Origin of the sequence: Streptococcus sp. NPS 308, from assembly GCF_002355895.1 — a bacterium.
In the GTDB taxonomy this organism is placed as follows: Bacteria; Bacillota; Bacilli; order Lactobacillales; family Streptococcaceae; genus Streptococcus.
This window is the reverse complement of record NZ_AP017652.1, coordinates 1,576,293-1,593,629: the sequence shown is the minus strand read 5'-3', so window position 1 is coordinate 1,593,629 and position 17,337 is coordinate 1,576,293. Positions and strand designations below refer to the sequence as shown.

At 37.0% G+C, this 17,337-nt stretch carries 15 protein-coding genes and 1 pseudogene; 15 read left to right on the top strand and 1 reads right to left on the bottom strand.

Features of this window, described 5'->3' with window-relative positions; genetic code table 11:
- The first annotated feature begins 99 nt into the window (after positions 1-99).
- The 14 genes and pseudogenes from cpsA to SNAG_RS08115 all read left to right on the top strand — a co-directional run.
- Positions 100-1,545, top strand: coding sequence for an LCP family glycopolymer transferase CpsA (cpsA, locus tag SNAG_RS08185; RefSeq protein ID WP_096408321.1), 1,446 nt, complete (start codon positions 100-102; stop codon positions 1,543-1,545).
- A 1-nt stretch (position 1,546) separates the two neighbouring features.
- Complete coding sequence (cps4B, locus tag SNAG_RS08180) at positions 1,547-2,278, top strand: capsular polysaccharide biosynthesis protein Cps4B (protein WP_096408319.1); 732 nt, start codon at positions 1,547-1,549, stop codon at positions 2,276-2,278.
- 8 nt (positions 2,279-2,286) lie between these two features.
- Positions 2,287-2,979, top strand: a complete 693-nt coding sequence (gene cpsC, locus SNAG_RS08175) for a capsular polysaccharide biosynthesis protein CpsC (protein WP_096408316.1) — start codon at positions 2,287-2,289, stop codon at positions 2,977-2,979.
- Positions 2,980-2,988: 9 nt separating this feature from the next.
- Positions 2,989-3,681: a tyrosine-protein kinase gene (locus tag SNAG_RS08170; protein WP_061408034.1), complete on the top strand. Its 693-nt coding sequence runs from the start codon at positions 2,989-2,991 to the stop codon at positions 3,679-3,681.
- A 96-nt stretch (positions 3,682-3,777) separates the two neighbouring features.
- Positions 3,778-4,371, top strand: coding sequence for a sugar transferase (locus SNAG_RS08165; protein WP_096408892.1), 594 nt, complete (start codon positions 3,778-3,780; stop codon positions 4,369-4,371).
- Between the two features lie 214 nt (positions 4,372-4,585).
- On the top strand, positions 4,586-5,380 hold the full coding sequence (locus tag SNAG_RS08160; RefSeq protein ID WP_096408314.1) for a DUF4422 domain-containing protein: 795 nt from the start codon (positions 4,586-4,588) through the stop codon (positions 5,378-5,380).
- A 19-nt stretch (positions 5,381-5,399) separates the two neighbouring features.
- Positions 5,400-6,617, top strand: coding sequence for a polymerase (locus tag SNAG_RS08155; RefSeq protein ID WP_096408311.1), 1,218 nt, complete (start codon positions 5,400-5,402; stop codon positions 6,615-6,617).
- 85 nt (positions 6,618-6,702) lie between these two features.
- Positions 6,703-7,539, top strand: coding sequence for a LicD family protein (locus SNAG_RS08150; RefSeq protein WP_096408309.1), 837 nt, complete (start codon positions 6,703-6,705; stop codon positions 7,537-7,539).
- A 7-nt stretch (positions 7,540-7,546) separates the two neighbouring features.
- Positions 7,547-8,629, top strand: coding sequence for a glycosyltransferase family 4 protein (locus tag SNAG_RS08145; RefSeq protein ID WP_096408306.1), 1,083 nt, complete (start codon positions 7,547-7,549; stop codon positions 8,627-8,629).
- A gap of 334 nt (positions 8,630-8,963) precedes the next feature.
- Positions 8,964-9,917: a glycosyltransferase family 2 protein gene (locus SNAG_RS08135; protein ID WP_096408303.1), complete on the top strand. Its 954-nt coding sequence runs from the start codon at positions 8,964-8,966 to the stop codon at positions 9,915-9,917.
- 154 nt (positions 9,918-10,071) lie between these two features.
- Positions 10,072-11,484, top strand: a complete 1,413-nt coding sequence (locus SNAG_RS08130; RefSeq protein ID WP_096408301.1) for a flippase — start codon at positions 10,072-10,074, stop codon at positions 11,482-11,484.
- Between the two features lie 11 nt (positions 11,485-11,495).
- Positions 11,496-12,599 carry a UDP-galactopyranose mutase gene (gene glf, locus SNAG_RS08125; protein ID WP_096408298.1) on the top strand — a complete coding sequence of 368 codons (1,104 nt, stop codon included), beginning with the start codon at positions 11,496-11,498 and terminating at the stop codon, positions 12,597-12,599.
- A 27-nt stretch (positions 12,600-12,626) separates the two neighbouring features.
- Complete coding sequence (locus SNAG_RS08120) at positions 12,627-13,679, top strand: galactofuranosyltransferase (protein WP_096408296.1); 1,053 nt, start codon at positions 12,627-12,629, stop codon at positions 13,677-13,679.
- A gap of 112 nt (positions 13,680-13,791) precedes the next feature.
- A pseudogene (locus SNAG_RS08115) lies at positions 13,792-14,022 on the top strand (dTDP-glucose 4,6-dehydratase); the annotation flags it as partial.
- Between the two features lie 60 nt (positions 14,023-14,082).
- Here SNAG_RS08115 and rfbD read toward each other — a convergent pair.
- Positions 14,083-14,937, bottom strand: a complete 855-nt coding sequence (gene rfbD, locus SNAG_RS08110) for a dTDP-4-dehydrorhamnose reductase (RefSeq protein ID WP_096408293.1) — start codon at positions 14,935-14,937, stop codon at positions 14,083-14,085.
- 250 nt (positions 14,938-15,187) lie between these two features.
- Between rfbD and SNAG_RS08105 the strand changes: the two genes are divergently transcribed.
- On the top strand, positions 15,188-17,170 hold the full coding sequence (locus SNAG_RS08105) for a peptide ABC transporter substrate-binding protein (protein ID WP_096408291.1): 1,983 nt from the start codon (positions 15,188-15,190) through the stop codon (positions 17,168-17,170).
- Positions 17,171-17,337 lie beyond the last annotated feature (167 nt).

The following is a 17,337-nucleotide window of genomic DNA, read 5'->3' as shown; positions in this document are numbered from 1 at the left end:
ATAGAAGTGAATGAAAACGCTGAGAATGGTGGGAATAATTGGAATTTCTTTCATAATTGTGATATAATAATCCTAATTATTAACGTATAGGGGATTAACATGAATAGACGTTCAAAGAGAACTCGTTCTGGAAACATGAAACGAAATATTAACATAATCTTATTAACCATTTATCTATTGTTGGGTGGTTTTTTGCTGTTCTTGATTTTTAGACACAACATTTTAGCTTTTAGATACCTGAATATTATTTCTGCAGTTCTCGTTTTATTAGCTGCTTTAGTAGGACTACTGCTGATTGTTTATAAAAAAGCCGAGAAGTTTACGGTCTTCTTTTTGATGCTTGCCATCTTAGTTAGTTCATTTTCTCTCTATGCTTTGCAACAGTTTGTCGGTTTTACCAATCATATCAATTCGACGTCAAATTACTCAGAGTATTCGATTAGTGTGGTCGTTTTGAAAGATAGTGAGATCGATAATGTGACCCAACTAGATACGGTTACGGGGCCAACAGAGACAGACAATGACAATATTCAAAAGTTATTAGCAGATATTAAGACCAGCCAAAGTAAGGACTTGACAGTTGAGAATGCGACTTCTTACCTAGCAGCTTATAAGAGCCTGCTTTCTGGTGAAACGAAAGCAATCGTCTTAAATAGTGTCTTTGAAAATATTATTGAAGCAGAGTATCCTGACTATGCTTCTAAAATCAAGAAGATTTACACTAAAAATTTGATTAAAGAAGTTGCTGCGCCTAAGGTATCGAAGAATAAAGCTTTCAATATTTATGTGAGTGGTATTGATACCTACGGTCCAATCAGCTCAGTTTCGCGTTCAGATGTAAATATTTTGATGACGGTGAACCGTGATACCAAAAAAATCCTTCTCACTACAACTCCTCGTGATTCCTATGTACCAATCGCAGATGGAGGAAACAATCAAAAGGATAAATTGACCCATGCAGGGATTTATGGAGTAGACTCGTCGATTCATACCCTGGAAAATCTATACGGGGTTGATATCAATTACTATGTCCGTTTGAACTTCACTTCTTTTTTGAAGTTGATTGACCTTTTAGGAGGGATTGATGTTTATAATGATCAAGAATTTACCGCACACACTAATGGGAAGCACTATCCAGTAGGAAATGTCCACTTAGATTCTGAGCAGGCTCTGGGATTTGTTCGTGAGCGCTACTCTCTAGCAGATGGAGATCGAGACCGTGGACGAAACCAACAAAAGGTTATTGTAGCTGTTATTCAGAAATTGACGTCAACTGAGGCTTTGAAGAACTATGACAATATCATTAAAGGATTGCAAGATTCTCTTCAAACCAATATGCCTTTGGAAACCATGATGGATCTAGTCAATACTCAGTTAGAGAGTGGAGGAAATTATAAAGTAAACTCTCAAGACTTGAAGGGGACTGGTCGTATGGATCTTCCTTCTTACGCCATGCCAGATAGTAACCTCTACATGATGGAAATCGACGATAGTAGTTTGGCTGCTGCGAAAGCTGCTATCAATGATGTGATGGAGGGGAAGTAGAATGATCGATATTCATTCGCACATCGTTTTTGATGTGGACGATGGTCCGAAGTCGATAGAGGAAAGTAAAAACCTTCTAAGAGAGGCCTATAGTCAAGGAGTGCGAACAATCGTTTCAACATCGCATAGACGAAAAGGAATGTTTGAAACTCCTGAAGAAAAGATTGCAACCAACTTTCTCAAGGTACGGGAAATGGCTAAGGAAGTTGCTAATGACCTAATCATTGCTTATGGGGCTGAAATCTACTATACTCCGGATGTCGTTGAGAAGTTGGAAAAGAAATTAATCCCCACGCTAAACGATAGTCGCTATGCCTTGATTGAATTTAGCATGAATACACCCTATCGAGATATACATAAGGGGTTGAGTGATATTCTAATGCTGGGTATTACGCCAGTCATTGCCCACATTGAACGCTACGATGCTTTAGAAAATAATGAAAAGCGCGTGCAAGAGCTGATTGACATGGGGTGTTATACTCAAGTCAATAGTTCTCATGTCTTGAAACCTAAACTCTTCGGAGAAACTTATAAATTCATGAAAAAGAGAGCTCAGTATTTCTTAGAGCGTGACCTCGTTCATGTAATCGCTAGTGATATGCACAACTTGGATCATAGACCGCCTCATATGGAAGAAGCCTATGATATCATTGCCAAAAAATACGGTGAAAACAAGGCCAAGGAACTCTTTAAAGAGAACCCAAGAAAAATCATAATGGATCAACTAATTTAGGAGAAAAAATGAAAGAAAAGAATATTATGGAAATTGATGTATTCCACTTGTTAAAAATTCTATGGAAACGAAAATTGCTGATTGTCTTGGTAGCATTCGTGACAGGGGCAGTAACATTTGCCTACAATAGTTTTATTGTGAAACCAGAGTTTACCAGTACTACCCGCATTTATGTGGTCAACCGTAATCAGGGAGATAAGCCTGGTTTGACCAACCAAGACTTGCAAGCGGGATCATACTTGGTAAAAGACTATCGTGAAATCATTCTCTCGCAAGACGTTTTAGAAAAAGTTGCGACTGATTTGAAATTAGATCTCCCTCCAAAAGGTCTAGCTGGTAAAATTAAGGTAACAGTTCCAGTGGATACGCGTATTGTTTCTATCTCTGTTACTGATCGTGCACCTGAGGAAGCGAGCCGTATCGCTAACTCTTTGAGAGAGGTTGCTGCTCAAAAAATCATCAGTGTCACGCGAGTTTCAGATGTGACAACACTTGAAGAAGCGCGTCCTGCAACATCCCCATCGTCTCCAAATATCCGTCGCAATACCATGGTTGGATTTCTTGCTGGAGCGGTTGTAATGGTTGTTACGGTTCTCCTAGTTGAACTCTTAGATACACGAGTGAAACGTCCAGAAGATATCGAAGATGTGATGCAAATTGCGCTATTGGGAGTAGTTCCAAATTTGGATAAATTGAAATAGGAGAGAGAGATGCCAACATTAGAGATTGTGCAAAAAAAATTAGATTTGGCAAGAAAAGCTGAAGAGTATTACAATGCGCTTCGTACCAATATACAGTTGAGTGGGAATAATTTGAAAGTTATTTCGATCACGTCTGTGAAACCGGGTGAAGGGAAGTCAACTACTTCTACAAATATTGCTTGGGCCTTTGCGCGTGCGGGCTATAAGACGCTGTTAATCGATGCCGATATTCGTAATTCTGTCATGTCAGGTGTTTTTAAATCGCGCGAGAAGATTACTGGGCTAACAGAGTTCTTATCTGGGACGACAGACCTATCACAAGGGCTATGTGATACCAATGTTGAAAACTTGTTTGTTATTCAAGCGGGTTCTATATCACCAAACCCAACAGCCTTGCTACAAAGTGAAAATTTTGCAACCATGCTTGATACCTTGCGTAAGTACTTTGATTACATCATCGTGGATACAGCGCCAATCGGAGTCGTCATCGATGCAGCTATCGTCACTCAAAAATGTGATGCTTCTGTTTTGGTAACGGCAGTAGGTGAAGCTAATAGAAGAGATGTTCAAAAGGCGAAAGGGCAGCTCGAACAAACAAGCAAACCATTCTTAGGAATTGTGCTCAATAAATTGAATACATCTGTTGAAAAATATGGTTCCTACGGTGCTTATGGCTCTTACGGAAATTATGGGAGAAAATAGGGGCTCTTGTAGTTTAAAAATTTTCTGAGGATGTTATTACAAGGGGGAGTTTAGGTGAAACAAAATAATATCATCTATTTTTGTTTTAAAAGATTTATGGATGTAATTATCGGCTTGTGTGGAACAATATTTATTGTGTTACCCTGTTTTCTAATCATCTTTTCAATCTACAAGATTAAAGGATATAAAGGAAGTATATTTTTTACACAATATAGAGCAGGTCTCAGAGGGAAAAAATTTAAAATCATTAAGTTTAGATCAATGGTCGAAAACGCAGAAGAAATTCTGATTTCGAATAAGGAACTTTATGAAAAATATAAAAACAATAGCTATAAATTGCCACCAAACGAGGATCCACGGCTTACAAATATTGGAGATTTTATAAGAAGAACAAGTATTGATGAAGTTCCTCAGTTTATAAATTTGGTACTAGGTGATATGAGTCTTATTGGGCCAAGGCCAATTCTTGAAAATGAACTAGATGAATATTCTAAGGAAGAGCAGGAAGTTTTATTGTCTGTTCGTCCTGGAATTACGGGGATATGGCAAGTTTCAGGTAGGAGTCAAGTATATTATCCTGAACGTTGTGAGATGGAATTGTATTATCCTAGAAATCAGTCTTTATGGCTAGACATCAAAATTTTCTTTTTGACTATTAGAAGAGTGTTATCTGGTGACGGAGCTCATTGAGAATTCAAGCTGAGTCAGTATGAAGTGGAATATATAAAGATAAAATTGAATACAAAAAGGATATCTTTGGTATTCAATTTTATCTTTTTGGGTCAGGATAGTTTTAGTGAAAATCTATTTTGGCTGGATATTTTTTAATAGAGAATGATTACAATTTTGATTAAAAGGTAGTTGAGCTAGTTATGGATGAAGGGAATTGAATTAGGATATAGAAATGTCTAAAACGTATAGAATCATAGTTGCAACACATAAACAATTTCAAATGCCAGAGGATAAGGACTTGTATATCCCTATCCAAGTTGGTAGTGAGGGTAAGGAAGATTTAGGTTATCAACCAGATAATCAAGGAGTCCATATTTCTCACCTTAATCCTTATTATTGTGAATTAACAGGATTATATTGGGCTTGGAAAAATTTAGAATGTGATTATCTTGGATTGGTACATTACCGTAGATATTTCACATCAAAACGACACTCATATAGAGAAGCAATTAGTATGGATGATATTATTCTTTCAAAGTCAGAAGTTAAAAACTTGCTGTCAAAATACGATGTTGTCGTTCCTAAAAAACGGAAATATTATATTGAAACGCTATACTCTCACTATGCACATACTCACGATGCCAATCATTTAGACGTGACACGTCAGATTGTTAGCGAGTTGAGACCGGATTATATCGATGCTTTTGATCAGGTCATGAAACAACGCAGTGGCTATATGTTCAATATGTTTATCATGTCCAAAGAAAATGTAGCAGCCTATTGTGAATGGTTGTTCCCAATTATCGATGAACTCTATAGAAGATTAGACATTACAGACTATTCTGCTTTTGACGCTAGATTATTTGGTCGTATCAGTGAACGCTTGTTCAATGTTTGGTTGGCAAAACAAGATTTGCGGGTAAAAGAGATTCCGTTCATTTATATGGAAAAAATTGATTTGATTCAAAAAGGGAAGTCCTTTTTACAAGCAAAATTCTTTGGAAAAAAATATGGACAGAGTTTTTAGATAGGGATGAATAATAAGAATGAAATTAGTACTAAAAATAAAATCTGTACCAGAACTTTTGGCTCTTGTTGCTTTAGGGATATTTTTAACGGTTTCGATATTAAATGTAACTTTTTATGCTCGGTATCTGCCTGGAACAGTTTATAAATTAGCGATAGCTTTTTCCCTCTTTCTTTTGGTTATAAAAGAGTCGTTTAAGAGAAAATATGATTATAGAACTCTCATTGGTTTGTTTGCAACGATTTTAATTTATTTTATAGTGGGGAAAATAACAGCTCTCAGTTCAGAACTTCCTGTAAGTATATTATTTATTTATACTTTACGAGATATTCCCTTTAAGAAGGTGGCGAAAACATCATTAGTCGTTAGTATGTGCCTGTTGTTTTTTGTTATCATAAGCGCAAGATTAGGAATCATAACGAACTATGTAGAAATTTCTGGTCCTCGAGTGCGGACCTACCTAGGTTTTAGATATGCTCTATTTCCTTCGATTTTACTGATGAATATAGTTGCTATTGTGTTTTATTTAAAGCAAAACAAAATCCAATACTGGCAATGGTTACTGTTGGCTCTTTCTGTTTATTGGGTATATGATCAAACGGATTCTCGTTTAACATTTTATAGTTCCTGTGTATTGCTGACATGCAGTTTGTTAATAAAATGGTTTCCGAAACTATTTTCAAAGTTAGGATATGTGTTTAAAGCTTTTAAACCAACCTTTATTGTAAATGCAGTTATTAGTTTTTGGATCTCCGTTACCTATCTCAATTCAAGTCATTCTTTTATCAATGATCTTCTTTTTAAAGTGAATCATATGTTAGGTGGTCGGATATACTTGGCTAATAAATCTTTAAATCTCTATGGTTTTGGATTTTTTGGACGACCAGTTTACTGGAATGGGAATGGTCTGACTGTTGAAGGTGTTAGAAACTATCAGACCTATCTGTATGTGGACAATTTGTACGTCCAAATTTTACAGAGATTTGGTCTACTCATCCTGGGATTAATGGTCTCAGTTCTATCTTTGACACTACTTAAAGTCATTAAGAAACGACAGTGGATTCTTGCTCTGATTTTGATATTAATGAGTTTTCACTCTATGGTTGATGATTTGAATTTGTATCTTCATAATAATATTTTTTGGATATTGGTAGGTGTTTTAATAAACCCGGATTATCAGTTTTCTGATGAAAGCGATGAAGATCTAGGGGGACGTTCGTCTGAAAAAATTGTATAGTGAAATGGTAAGAAGTATTTAACAAGAACTTAAGAGAGCATAGACTGGAAAGACGGTTTTATTTCGATTTATATAGGAGGAAAGTATGTCGGATATCAAAATCATTCAAGATAAGATTTTATCTATTTTGAAAGAGTTTATTATTATTTGCGAAGAAAATAACCTAACCTACTATGCTCTAGGTGGGACTTTACTAGGTGCTGTTCGTCATCAAGGTTTTATTCCTTGGGATGATGACATTGATATTGGAATGCCCAGGGAAGATTATGAAAAGTTCAAAAAAATAGCTTCAAATGTCTTGCCAGAAAATTACAAGTTTTTAAGCGAAGGTACATTAAATTATAAAAAAGCTTTCTCTGTGATCCGAGATGATTCTACAAAAATCATCATGAATTATAGTAAAGAAGAATTGGTAGAAAGTTTGTGGATAGACATTTTTCCGCTAGATGGTATGCCGTCTAATGCTTTAAAGAAAAAAATTCATTCTTTGAGATACTTGTACGCAAGGATGATGGTTCAACTCTCGCAATTCAATAGTTTGGTGAATCAGAAAAAAGAAAATCGACCATTCATTGAAAAGATAATTATTGCTTTTGCGAATGCTGTTAATATTGAGAAGATTATTTCCTTTACCTGGGCTCAGAAAAAATATTTACAAACGATAAAAAAATATTCGTTTGATGAAGCTTATGCAGGAAATTATACGGGAGCTTACAAATTAAAAGAGATAGTACCAAGTGATTACTTTGGAGAACCAGTCCTATTACAGTTTGAAGATCTTAAACTTTGTTGTCCTTGCAAATACAAAGAATATCTAACAGCCATTTACGGAGCGGATTATATGCAATTGCCGCCAGAAGATAAAAGGACTCTTCACCACTACGAGATTATATCACTGGGTGAAAATGAAGGGGAAGTGTAGTTTAAAGATGAAAAAAATCGCTTTAGTGAAATGGAGTATCGATAGAACAGATGGAGGACTGAAAGTAGCAACCAGCCTTGCAAATGAGTTATCAACTATGTATGAAGTTCATCTTCTCTCGATGATTTCTACAGAAAACAATTTCTTCTCGCTGAAACAATCGGTTCGATATCAAAATTTATCATCAAAGAAAATATCTATGAGTAAAAATTTTCTCGAAGCGGTCAAGTTGTTGAGAAACTATCTGAAAGAAGAGAACATTGATATTGTTTTTGGAATCGGAATGAGTATGAATACAGTTGGTGTAGCAAGCACAATTGGTTTGAAAACAAAATTTGTTTCCTGCGACCATACAAATTCTATAGTAGATATTGATACGAAAGTTAAGAAGATACAAAGGTATATTGGAGCGAAATTTGCTGATAAACTCGTGACCCTTACTCAAGAAGACCGTGAAAATTATATAAAAAAATACGGTGTTTCTGAGGAAAGAATTTGCTACATCTATAATTGGAAAGAGGCTGCTCTTCCAGATATCTCCTATAATAAAAATTCAACTAAAATCGTGACGGTTGGCCGTTTCGATTATCAAAAAGGATATGATTATCTTGTTCAAGTCGCGAAAAAAGTGTTAGCGAAAAGGTCTGACTGGACTTGGGAAATCTACGGTTCCGGAAGTCAAGATGAAGTGGACAAAATCAGAAATCTAATCAACGAAAATGATTTACAGGATAAGTTAGTCATCAAAGGGCTTGAAAAAAATCAGGATTTGATTTATGGAGATAAAGGGATTTATGTCATGACATCTCGCTATGAAGGTTTACCTCTAGTTCTACTGGAAGCACAGCAATACAATCTTCCTATAGTTAGCTTTAGTTGTCCGACAGGACCGAACGAAATTGTTAATGATGGAGTTAATGGCTATCTGGTTGAGTGTTATGATACGGACAAGTTGAGTGAAAAATTGCTTGAACTGATGGAAGATTCGAACTTGCGAAGTTCCCTCTCCAATCATGCCAAGGATAATATGGATAAATTCGATAAGGAAAAAATTCTCAAGCAGTGGATTGAACTAATTGAGACGATTTAAGAGATAAGATGAAGGATTGCTTGTTATCAATTGTAATGCCTAGTTATAATATTTAGAACTACATTTCAAAAGGGCTGGAGTCTTTTCAACAAGTGCTTCCGAATTATAAAAATAAATTTGAAGTACTGGTTGTCATGGATGGTCAATAATTCTGAAAGGTCGTTAAAGGAACTATATAGAAAGCTTGAGTAAAGCTCATATAAATACGTTCCTACGAAAAAATTTGACAGATTGTCTTACTTAAATTATAGGACTAACTTTGCTTTGGGAATAATTTTTAATCCGATTTTGAAGAAATACTCTAAAAAGAAAGAAAAAGAGAGGGGCGTTTAAGATGTTTATCAGCATCGTTGTTCCTGTTTATAATGTTGCAGACTATCTGCATTTTGCGATAGAAAGCTTAATTAAACAGACCTATCAAAACTTTGAGATAATCCTTGTAAATGATGGTTCCACAGATAATTCTCCTATATTATGCGAAGATTATGCAAAGCAATATGAAAATATCCATGTTTTCCACAAAGAAAATGGTGGATTATCTGATGCACGTAACTTTGGAGTGGCGAAAGCCAACTCAGACTGGATTTTCTTTTTAGATCCGGATGATTATCTTGAAGAATATACTCTAGAGTTAATCGTGAAAATTCAGGAAACACATCAAGCAGACTTGATTTCAACAAAGGTAAAAGCCACTTCAAAATATAATGCTTATACTTCTTATCGATTGCAAGACTCAGACTATAAAGATTTGGCTCCGATTACAAAAGAAAAGGCTCTGGAACTAATGTTGGATGACAAAGTTGCAACGGTTTCTGCTTGTGCTAAGCTTTATCGGAAATGCATCTTGGAACGCGTTCCATTTCCAGTCGGGAAAATCTATGAGGATTTTTATGTTGTAGCAGAACATCTTGCCTTAGCTGAAAGAATCGTGATCAGTCCACTTGAAACCTACAATTACTATCGTAGGGAAGGGAGTATAGTTCGTTCAACTTTTACTGAAAAAAGATATGATTTCTTTGAAGCTGTTGCAAAAAATGAGGAAGTTATTAAAAGAGAGTACATTCAGAGTCCAGAATTAAAGCAAGCTTTGCAAGCTAAAAAATTATTAGGTGGTTTTGTAGTAATTGGTGCAAAAGCTGACTCAGGCTTAAAAGATTTTTCAAAAGATAAAGAGTTGTTGAGAGTCGAAATGGGTAACTTGTTAAAAAATAATAAGTTATCATGGAAACTAAAACTGAAATACCTTATTTTTATTTTTAGCCCTAAATTGTATTTGTTGCTACGATAGTCTCGTGCATAGATCCAATTTAATTTGCAACAAGTGTCAAAAAAATGTAGGAAAGAGGAAATATGAAAGAAGTTTTTAGAATAATTGACCATTATAAGTATGACCAGTCAAGCTTTTTGTTTTCACTGATTAATTCTAAATTGGATGACTTGAAATGAAAGTATTAAAAAACTACGCCTACAATCTTTCTTATCAATTGTTGGTAATTATACTTCCGATTATTACGACTCCCTATGTAACACGGGTCTTTTCTTCGGATGATTTAGGGACGTATGGATACTTTAATTCCATTGTCACCTACTTTATTCTCTTAGCGACGTTAGGAGTTGCTAACTATGGTACTAAGGTCATTTCAGGACATCGTAATGAGATTAATAAAAACTTTTGGGGTATCTACTCTCTACAATTAGGGGCAACAGTTCTTTCTCTGTCCTTATATGCTCTTCTTTGTCTGACCCTTCCCTTTATGCAAAATCCGGTAGCCTACATTCTAGGCTTGAGTTTAGTTTCAAAAGGTTTAGACATTTCCTGGCTCTTTCAAGGGCTAGAAGATTTTCGAAAGATTACTGTTCGAAATATCACAGTTAAACTTGTTGGAGTCATTTCAATCTTCCTCTTTGTCAAATCTGCAAATGACCTATATCTCTATGTTTTTTTGCTAACCATATTTGAACTTTTGGGGCAACTAAGTATGTGGTTACCTGCTCGGAAGTTTATCGGCAGTTCTCATTTTAGCATAGAATATGCTAGGCATCATTTAAAGCCGGTCATATTATTATTCCTTCCTCAAGTAGCTATTTCTTTGTACATTACGCTGGATCGTACCATGCTTGGAGCCTTAGCTTCTACAAAAGATGTAGGAATTTATGACCAGGCCCTAAAATTAGTAAATATCCTTCTGACCTTGGTAACTTCCTTGGGAAGTGTTATGTTGCCTCGAGTAGCTAACTTATTAGCAACAGGAGATCATAGAGCAGTCAATAAGATGCATGAAATGTCCTTCCTCATTTATAATTTAGTGATTTTTCCAATAATGGCAGGAATTTTAATCGTCAATGATGATTTTGTTCAGTTTTTCCTTGGGCAGGATTTTCAGGATGCACGTTATGCAATTGCCATTATGATCTTCCGTATGTTCTTTATCGGTTGGACCAACATCATGGGAATTCAGATTTTAATTCCTCATAATAAAAATAAAGAATTCATGATTTCAACAACAGCTCCCGCAATTATCAGTGTAGGTTTGAACTTACTATTCCTTCCTAAACTTGGATATATCGGAGCAGCCATTGTTTCTGTTTTGACAGAGGCGTTGGTATGGGCGATACAATTATACTTTACCCGTAGATACCTAAAAGAAGTTCCAATTATCGGATCTTTGACAAAAATAGTCCTAGCATCAGCTATCATGTATGGTATATTGCTAGGTTTAAAAACAGTTATACATTTTTCACCAACCATAAATGTTATAGTATTTGCAGTGCTTGGTGGAATCATTTATCTTTTTGCAATTCTATCTTTGAAAGTGGTAGATGTAAAAGAATTAAAACAAATCATTAAGAAATAATGGAGTTAACTATGTACGATTATCTTATCGTTGGTGCTGGTTTGTCTGGAGCAATCTTCGCACACGAAGCTACAAAACGCGGTAAAAAAGTTAAAGTGATTGACAAGCGTGATCACATCGGTGGAAATATCTACTGTGAAAATGTTGAGGGCATCAATGTCCACAAGTATGGTGCCCACATTTTCCATACTTCCAATAAAAAAGTATGGGACTATGTTAACCAATTCGCTGAGTTTAACAACTATATCAACTCGCCAGTGGCTAACTACAAGGGGAGTCTTTACAATCTTCCTTTCAATATGAACACCTTCTACGCTATGTGGGGGACTAAGACACCACAAGAAGTCAAGGACAAGATTGCCCAGCAAACGGCTGATATGAAAGATGTTGAGCCCAAGAACTTGGAAGAACAAGCCATCAAGTTGATTGGTCCAGATATCTATGAAAAGTTGATCAAGGGCTACACAGAAAAACAATGGGGACGTTCTGCAACAGACCTTCCGCCATTTATTATCAAGCGCCTCCCAGTGCGTTTGACCTTTGATAACAACTACTTTAACGACCGTTACCAAGGTATTCCAATCGGTGGCTATAACGTCATCATTGAAAACATGCTTGGCGATGTAGAAGTAGAGCTTGGTGTTGATTTCTTTGCCAATCGTGAAGAGCTAGAAGAATCAGCTGAAAAAGTTGTCTTTACAGGGATGATTGACCAGTACTTTGACTACAAACACGGGGAGTTGGAATACCGTAGCCTTCGTTTTGAGCATGAAGTCTTGGATGAAGACAATTATCAAGGAAATGCTGTGGTCAACTATACAGAACGTGAGATTCCTTATACTCGTATCATCGAGCACAAGCATTTCGAGTATGGTACTCAACCAAAGACGGTTATCACTCGTGAGTATCCAGCTGATTGGAAACGTGGAGATGAGCCATATTATCCAATCAATGATGAGAGAAACAATGCCATGTTTGCTAAGTATCAAGAAGAAGCAGCCAAAAATGACAAGGTTATCTTCTGTGGTCGCTTGGCAGATTATAAATACTATGATATGCATGTAACTGTTGAACGTGCATTGGATGTGGTAGAGAAAGAACTAGGAAGTATCTAAGAACATCACAGATAAAGGGGAGAAAAGGTGAAATATTATCTGAAGGATTCATTTCTGAGTAATGAATATGAAAAGAATGCAGGAAATAAGGCACGAAATGACGTAGAAGCTATTCTAGTCTCAGAGGGTTATAAGGGGTTGGAACTCAAGGTTGAGAATTGGTATAAGATGAATTTCTTTAAAGCTCAGCAACACAAATATCGTGCGCTCAAGTCTGTCTTTGATCAGTTGGGAGCTGGGGATGAATTGCTGATTCAGTTCCCAATTATCCACCATACATTTTTCATCTCACAACTCATTAAGCAGGCGCAAAATAGAGGGGTCAAATTCTATCTTGTGATTCATGATATTGAAACCTTGCGTCATGTAGGAAATTCAGCAGTGAAACTTCGTCATAAAGTGAGAAATTACTTCCAAGAGAAGGCAGCTCTTACATCAGTGGATGGCATTATCGTTCATAATGATATCATGAAAAATGCTTTGACAATTCAAGGCATACCATCAGATAAAATGGTTAGCTTGGAGATTTTTGACTATCTGATTCCGAACTTTGAGGAAAAAAGTGTTCCACAAAAAGAAGAAGCGATTATCATCGCCGGAAATCTAATTCCAACAAAATCAGGCTATCTTTATAATTTGCCAGAACAGCCAGCCTATAATCTCTATGGAATGGGGTACGATGAAAGTCGTGCATTGAAAAATACCACCTACTTTGGTTCCTTTATGCCAGATGACCTCCCAAATGCTCTTCAAGGTAGTTTTGGTTTGGTGTGGGATGGTGATAGTTCAGAAACTTGCCAAGGTTCTTTCGGAAATTACCTACGTATTAACAACTCCCACAAGGCTTCTCTTTATTTGGCTTCGGGCTTTCCTCTAGTTGTTTGGAAAGAGTCTGCCCTTGCGCATTTTGTGCTAGATAAGCAATGTGGTATAGCAATTGATTCTCTAAATGACCTCCAGAAGGCACTGGACGATTTGACAGATCGAGATTACATGGAACTGTCAGCTAATGCTAGACAAGTAGGAGTAGCGCTTCGAAATGGTGATTATCTGAAATCGGCTATTTCTAAATTGAAGTAAGAATTTGAAGCTACTCATTAATCAGTTCGTTAGAAAGATTACTTCATTATGAAAGGTATTATTCTTGTAGCGGGTTCGGGAACGCGCCTGTACCACTTACTCGGGCTGCGTCAAAACAGCTGACACTTATGACCACGTGACAGATCGAGCTGGTCACGACCTCCGCTATGCTATCGATGCTAGCAAACTTCGTGATGAACTAGGATGGAAACCCGAGTTTACCAACTTTGAAGCAGGTCTCAAAGAGACCATCAAGTGGTACACAGACAACCAAGACTGGTGGAAATCTGAGAAAGAAGCGGTAGAGGCTAACTATGCTAAAACGCAACAAGTGATTAAATAATCAGATACTAAAAAGCAAGAGAACTCAAGGTCTCTTGCTTTTTATGTATGTCGTAATCTTTTATTTTCTTACTTCTTGTTTATAAAATTCTTTGAGGGCATCTTGCCAGGATGGAATGACGAAACCTGTCGCCTTTGCCTTCGCCAAGCTCATGGTTGAGTTGAGAGGTCGTTTGGCCTTGGCAGGAAACTTGCTGGAGTCTACTGGAATCACTTCGATATCACTGTCTTTAAGAATCTCGACAGCAAAGTCATACCAAGTGGTGTCTTCAGTGGAGTCATTTGATAAGTGGTAGTAGCCAAATGCTTTTTGATTTTCAGTCAAGTAGGTCATGAACTCAGCCAAGGTACGTGTCCAAGTCGGACGACCGTGTTGGTCGTTGACCACTGTGAGCGTTTTATGGGTTTTGGCTAGATTTTGCATGGTAAAGACAAAGTTTTTACCATAATTTCCAAAGACCCAAGCAGTGCGGATGATGTAATGCTGTGACGTAAGGGTTTCAACAAGTTCTTCCCCCATTCGCTTGGTACGCCCGTACTCTGTCTGCGGATCAGGTAGGTCATCGACTTCCCATTCTTGTCCTACTGGTTTCTTTCCATCAAAGACATAGTCTGTTGAGATATAGACCAGAGTAGCTCCATATTTTTCAGAGGCCGTGGCTACATTTTCAGTTCCAGTTACGTTGATGGCAAAATCCAGTTCTTTCCCCTCATCTTCTGCTGCATCCACAGCAGTGTAGGCTGCACAATGATAGACTAGAGTTGGCTTAACCTCAGCAAATACCTTCTCAACCATTTCAGCATTCGTGATATCCATTTCGGCCACATCCACTGCAACATAGTCCACATTTCGTTCATCTAGTAAATAACGTAGTTCAGTACCGAGTTGACCATTCGCACCTGTAATTAATATCATTGTCTTCTCCTTCACTTTTCTTCTCTCTAACTAATCATAGCAAAAAAATGATAAAAAATCTGTTATCCGGTCTTATTTTAAGAATTTGTGCTAGAAAAAATTGTGTTAGGAAATATGAATGTGAGGTAAATTTTTTAATAGAAAATCATTTTATCAGAATTTACCAAATTAAGTAAAAAATTCAGAAAATTCTGTTGACATCTCTCTAAAAAGAGTCTATAATGGAGAGAAAGTTTTAAAGGAGAAATAAATGAAAAGTTCAAAAATATTTGCTCTTGCGGGTGTAACCTTATTGGCGGCTGCGACTCTAGCTGCTTGCTCTGGATCAGGATCGAGTGCAAAATCTGAGAAAACATTCTCATATATCTATGAAACAGACCCTGACAACCTCAACTATTTGACAACTGGTAAGGCGGCTACTGCAAATATTACCAGTAACGTTGTTGATGGCTTGCTAGAAAATGACCGCTATGGTAACTTTGTACCGTCAATGGCTGAGGATTGGTCAGTATCCAAGGATGGATTGACTTATACTTATACCATTCGGAAGGATGCAAAATGGTATACTTCTGAAGGAGAAGAGTATGCAACGGTTAAAGCGCAAGACTTTGTAACTGGTCTAAAATATGCTGCTGATAAAAAATCAGATGGTCTTTATCTTGTTCAGGAATCAATCAAAGGATTGGATGCCTATGTGAAAGGAGAAATCAAAGATTTCGCTGAAGTAGGTATTAAGGCTCTTGATGACCACACTGTTCAGTACACCTTGAACAAGCCAGAAAGCTTCTGGAATTCTAAGACAACGATGGGGGTAATGGCTCCAGTTAATGAAGAGTTCTTAAACTCTAAAGGGGATGATTTCGCTAAAGGAACAGATCCAGGTAGCATCCTATATAATGGCCCATTCTTGCTAAAATCTATCGTAGCCAAATCTTCTGTTGAGTTTGAAAAAAATCCAAACTATTGGGATAAGGACAATGTTCATCTTGATAAAGTGAAATTGTCCTACTGGGATGGTCAAGATACCAACAAACCAACCGAAGCCTTCAAAGATGGCAGCTTTACAATGGCCCGTCTCTTCCCAACAAGCGCTAGCTACCCAGAGACTGAAAAAGAATATAAAGACAATATTGTTTATACACAACAAGACTCATCAACTTTCTTAGTTGGTATCAATATCGATCGTCAGTCTTATCAATACTCATCTAAAACAACTGATGAACAAAAAAATTCTACCAAGAAAGCTCTTCTAAACAAAGACTTCCGTCAAGCACTTGCCTTTGGTTTTGATAGAACAGCCTATGCTTCTCAAGTCAATGGTGCAAGTGGTGCTACTAAGCTACTTCGTAACTTGTTTGTACCGCCAGCATTCGTGCAGGCAGATGGAAAGAACTTTGGCGAAATGGTTAAAGAAAAATTGGTGACTTATGGTGACGAGTGGAGCAACGTGAACTTGGCCGATGCTCAAGATGGACTCTATAACCCAGATAAGGCCAAAGCAGAATTTGCCAAAGCTAAGGCAGCTCTTCAAGCTGAAGGTGTGCAATTCCCAATTCACTTGGATATGCCTGTAGACCAAACCAATACAACAAAAGTTCAACGTGTTCAATCCTTCAAACAATCGCTTGAAGCTACTCTAGGGGCAGAGAACGTCGTTGTCGATATCCAACAACTTCAAAAAGATGATGTCTTGAATATCACTTACTTTGCTGAAACAGCTGCTGGAGAAGACTGGGATATCTCAGATAACGTTGGATGGTCCCCAGACTTTGCAGACCCATCTACATACCTAGATATCATCAAGCCATCTGTAGGGGAAAATACAAAGACTTACCTAGGATTTGACTCTGGAACAAACAACGCTGCAGCGAAGCAAGTTGGTTTGGAAGACTACGAAAAAATGGTTGTTGAAGCTGGTGAAGAAGTGAATGACGTTTCAAAACGTTATGAAAAATATGCTGCTGCCCAAGCTTGGTTGACAGACAGTGCCTTGCTCATCCCAACAACTTCCCAAACTGGTCGTCCAATGTTGTCTAAGATGGTTCCATTTACACTTCCGTTTGCATACTCTGGTAACAAGGGTATGAGCGAAGCCCTCTTGTATAAATACCTAGATGTACAAGATAAAGCAGTAACAGCAGATGAATACCAAAAAGCTCAAGAAAAATGGTTGAAAGAAAAAGAAGAGTCAAATAAAAAGGCTCAAGAAGATCTCGCAAACCATGTGAAATAACTTTTTAAAAATAAAGGATTTAGCCATTGAGATGATGGTTAGGTCCTTTTTTATCATTGCTATAAGACTCTGTAAGATGAGAAACAGAATTTTTCAGAATAGAGAAGAAATTCTTCATTTTTAGTTTTTCCCTATTGCTTTCTTTCTCATTATTTGTTATATTAAAA

Coding starts and splice junctions, on each gene's coding strand:
- SNAG_RS08135 (WP_096408303.1), top strand. CDS start 8,964: ATGTTTATCAGCATCGTTGTTCCTGTTTATAATGTTGCAGACTATCTG.
- cpsA (WP_096408321.1), top strand. CDS start 100: ATGAATAGACGTTCAAAGAGAACTCGTTCTGGAAACATGAAACGAAAT.
- SNAG_RS08170 (WP_061408034.1), top strand. CDS start 2,989: ATGCCAACATTAGAGATTGTGCAAAAAAAATTAGATTTGGCAAGAAAA.
- rfbD (WP_096408293.1), bottom strand. CDS start 14,937: ATGATATTAATTACAGGTGCGAATGGTCAACTCGGTACTGAACTACGT.
- SNAG_RS08155 (WP_096408311.1), top strand. CDS start 5,400: ATGAAATTAGTACTAAAAATAAAATCTGTACCAGAACTTTTGGCTCTT.
- cpsC (WP_096408316.1), top strand. CDS start 2,287: ATGAAAGAAAAGAATATTATGGAAATTGATGTATTCCACTTGTTAAAA.
- SNAG_RS08130 (WP_096408301.1), top strand. CDS start 10,072: ATGAAAGTATTAAAAAACTACGCCTACAATCTTTCTTATCAATTGTTG.
- SNAG_RS08105 (WP_096408291.1), top strand. CDS start 15,188: ATGAAAAGTTCAAAAATATTTGCTCTTGCGGGTGTAACCTTATTGGCG.
- SNAG_RS08150 (WP_096408309.1), top strand. CDS start 6,703: ATGTCGGATATCAAAATCATTCAAGATAAGATTTTATCTATTTTGAAA.
- SNAG_RS08165 (WP_096408892.1), top strand. CDS start 3,778: ATGGATGTAATTATCGGCTTGTGTGGAACAATATTTATTGTGTTACCC.
- SNAG_RS08145 (WP_096408306.1), top strand. CDS start 7,547: ATGAAAAAAATCGCTTTAGTGAAATGGAGTATCGATAGAACAGATGGA.
- glf (WP_096408298.1), top strand. CDS start 11,496: ATGTACGATTATCTTATCGTTGGTGCTGGTTTGTCTGGAGCAATCTTC.
- cps4B (WP_096408319.1), top strand. CDS start 1,547: ATGATCGATATTCATTCGCACATCGTTTTTGATGTGGACGATGGTCCG.
- SNAG_RS08160 (WP_096408314.1), top strand. CDS start 4,586: ATGTCTAAAACGTATAGAATCATAGTTGCAACACATAAACAATTTCAA.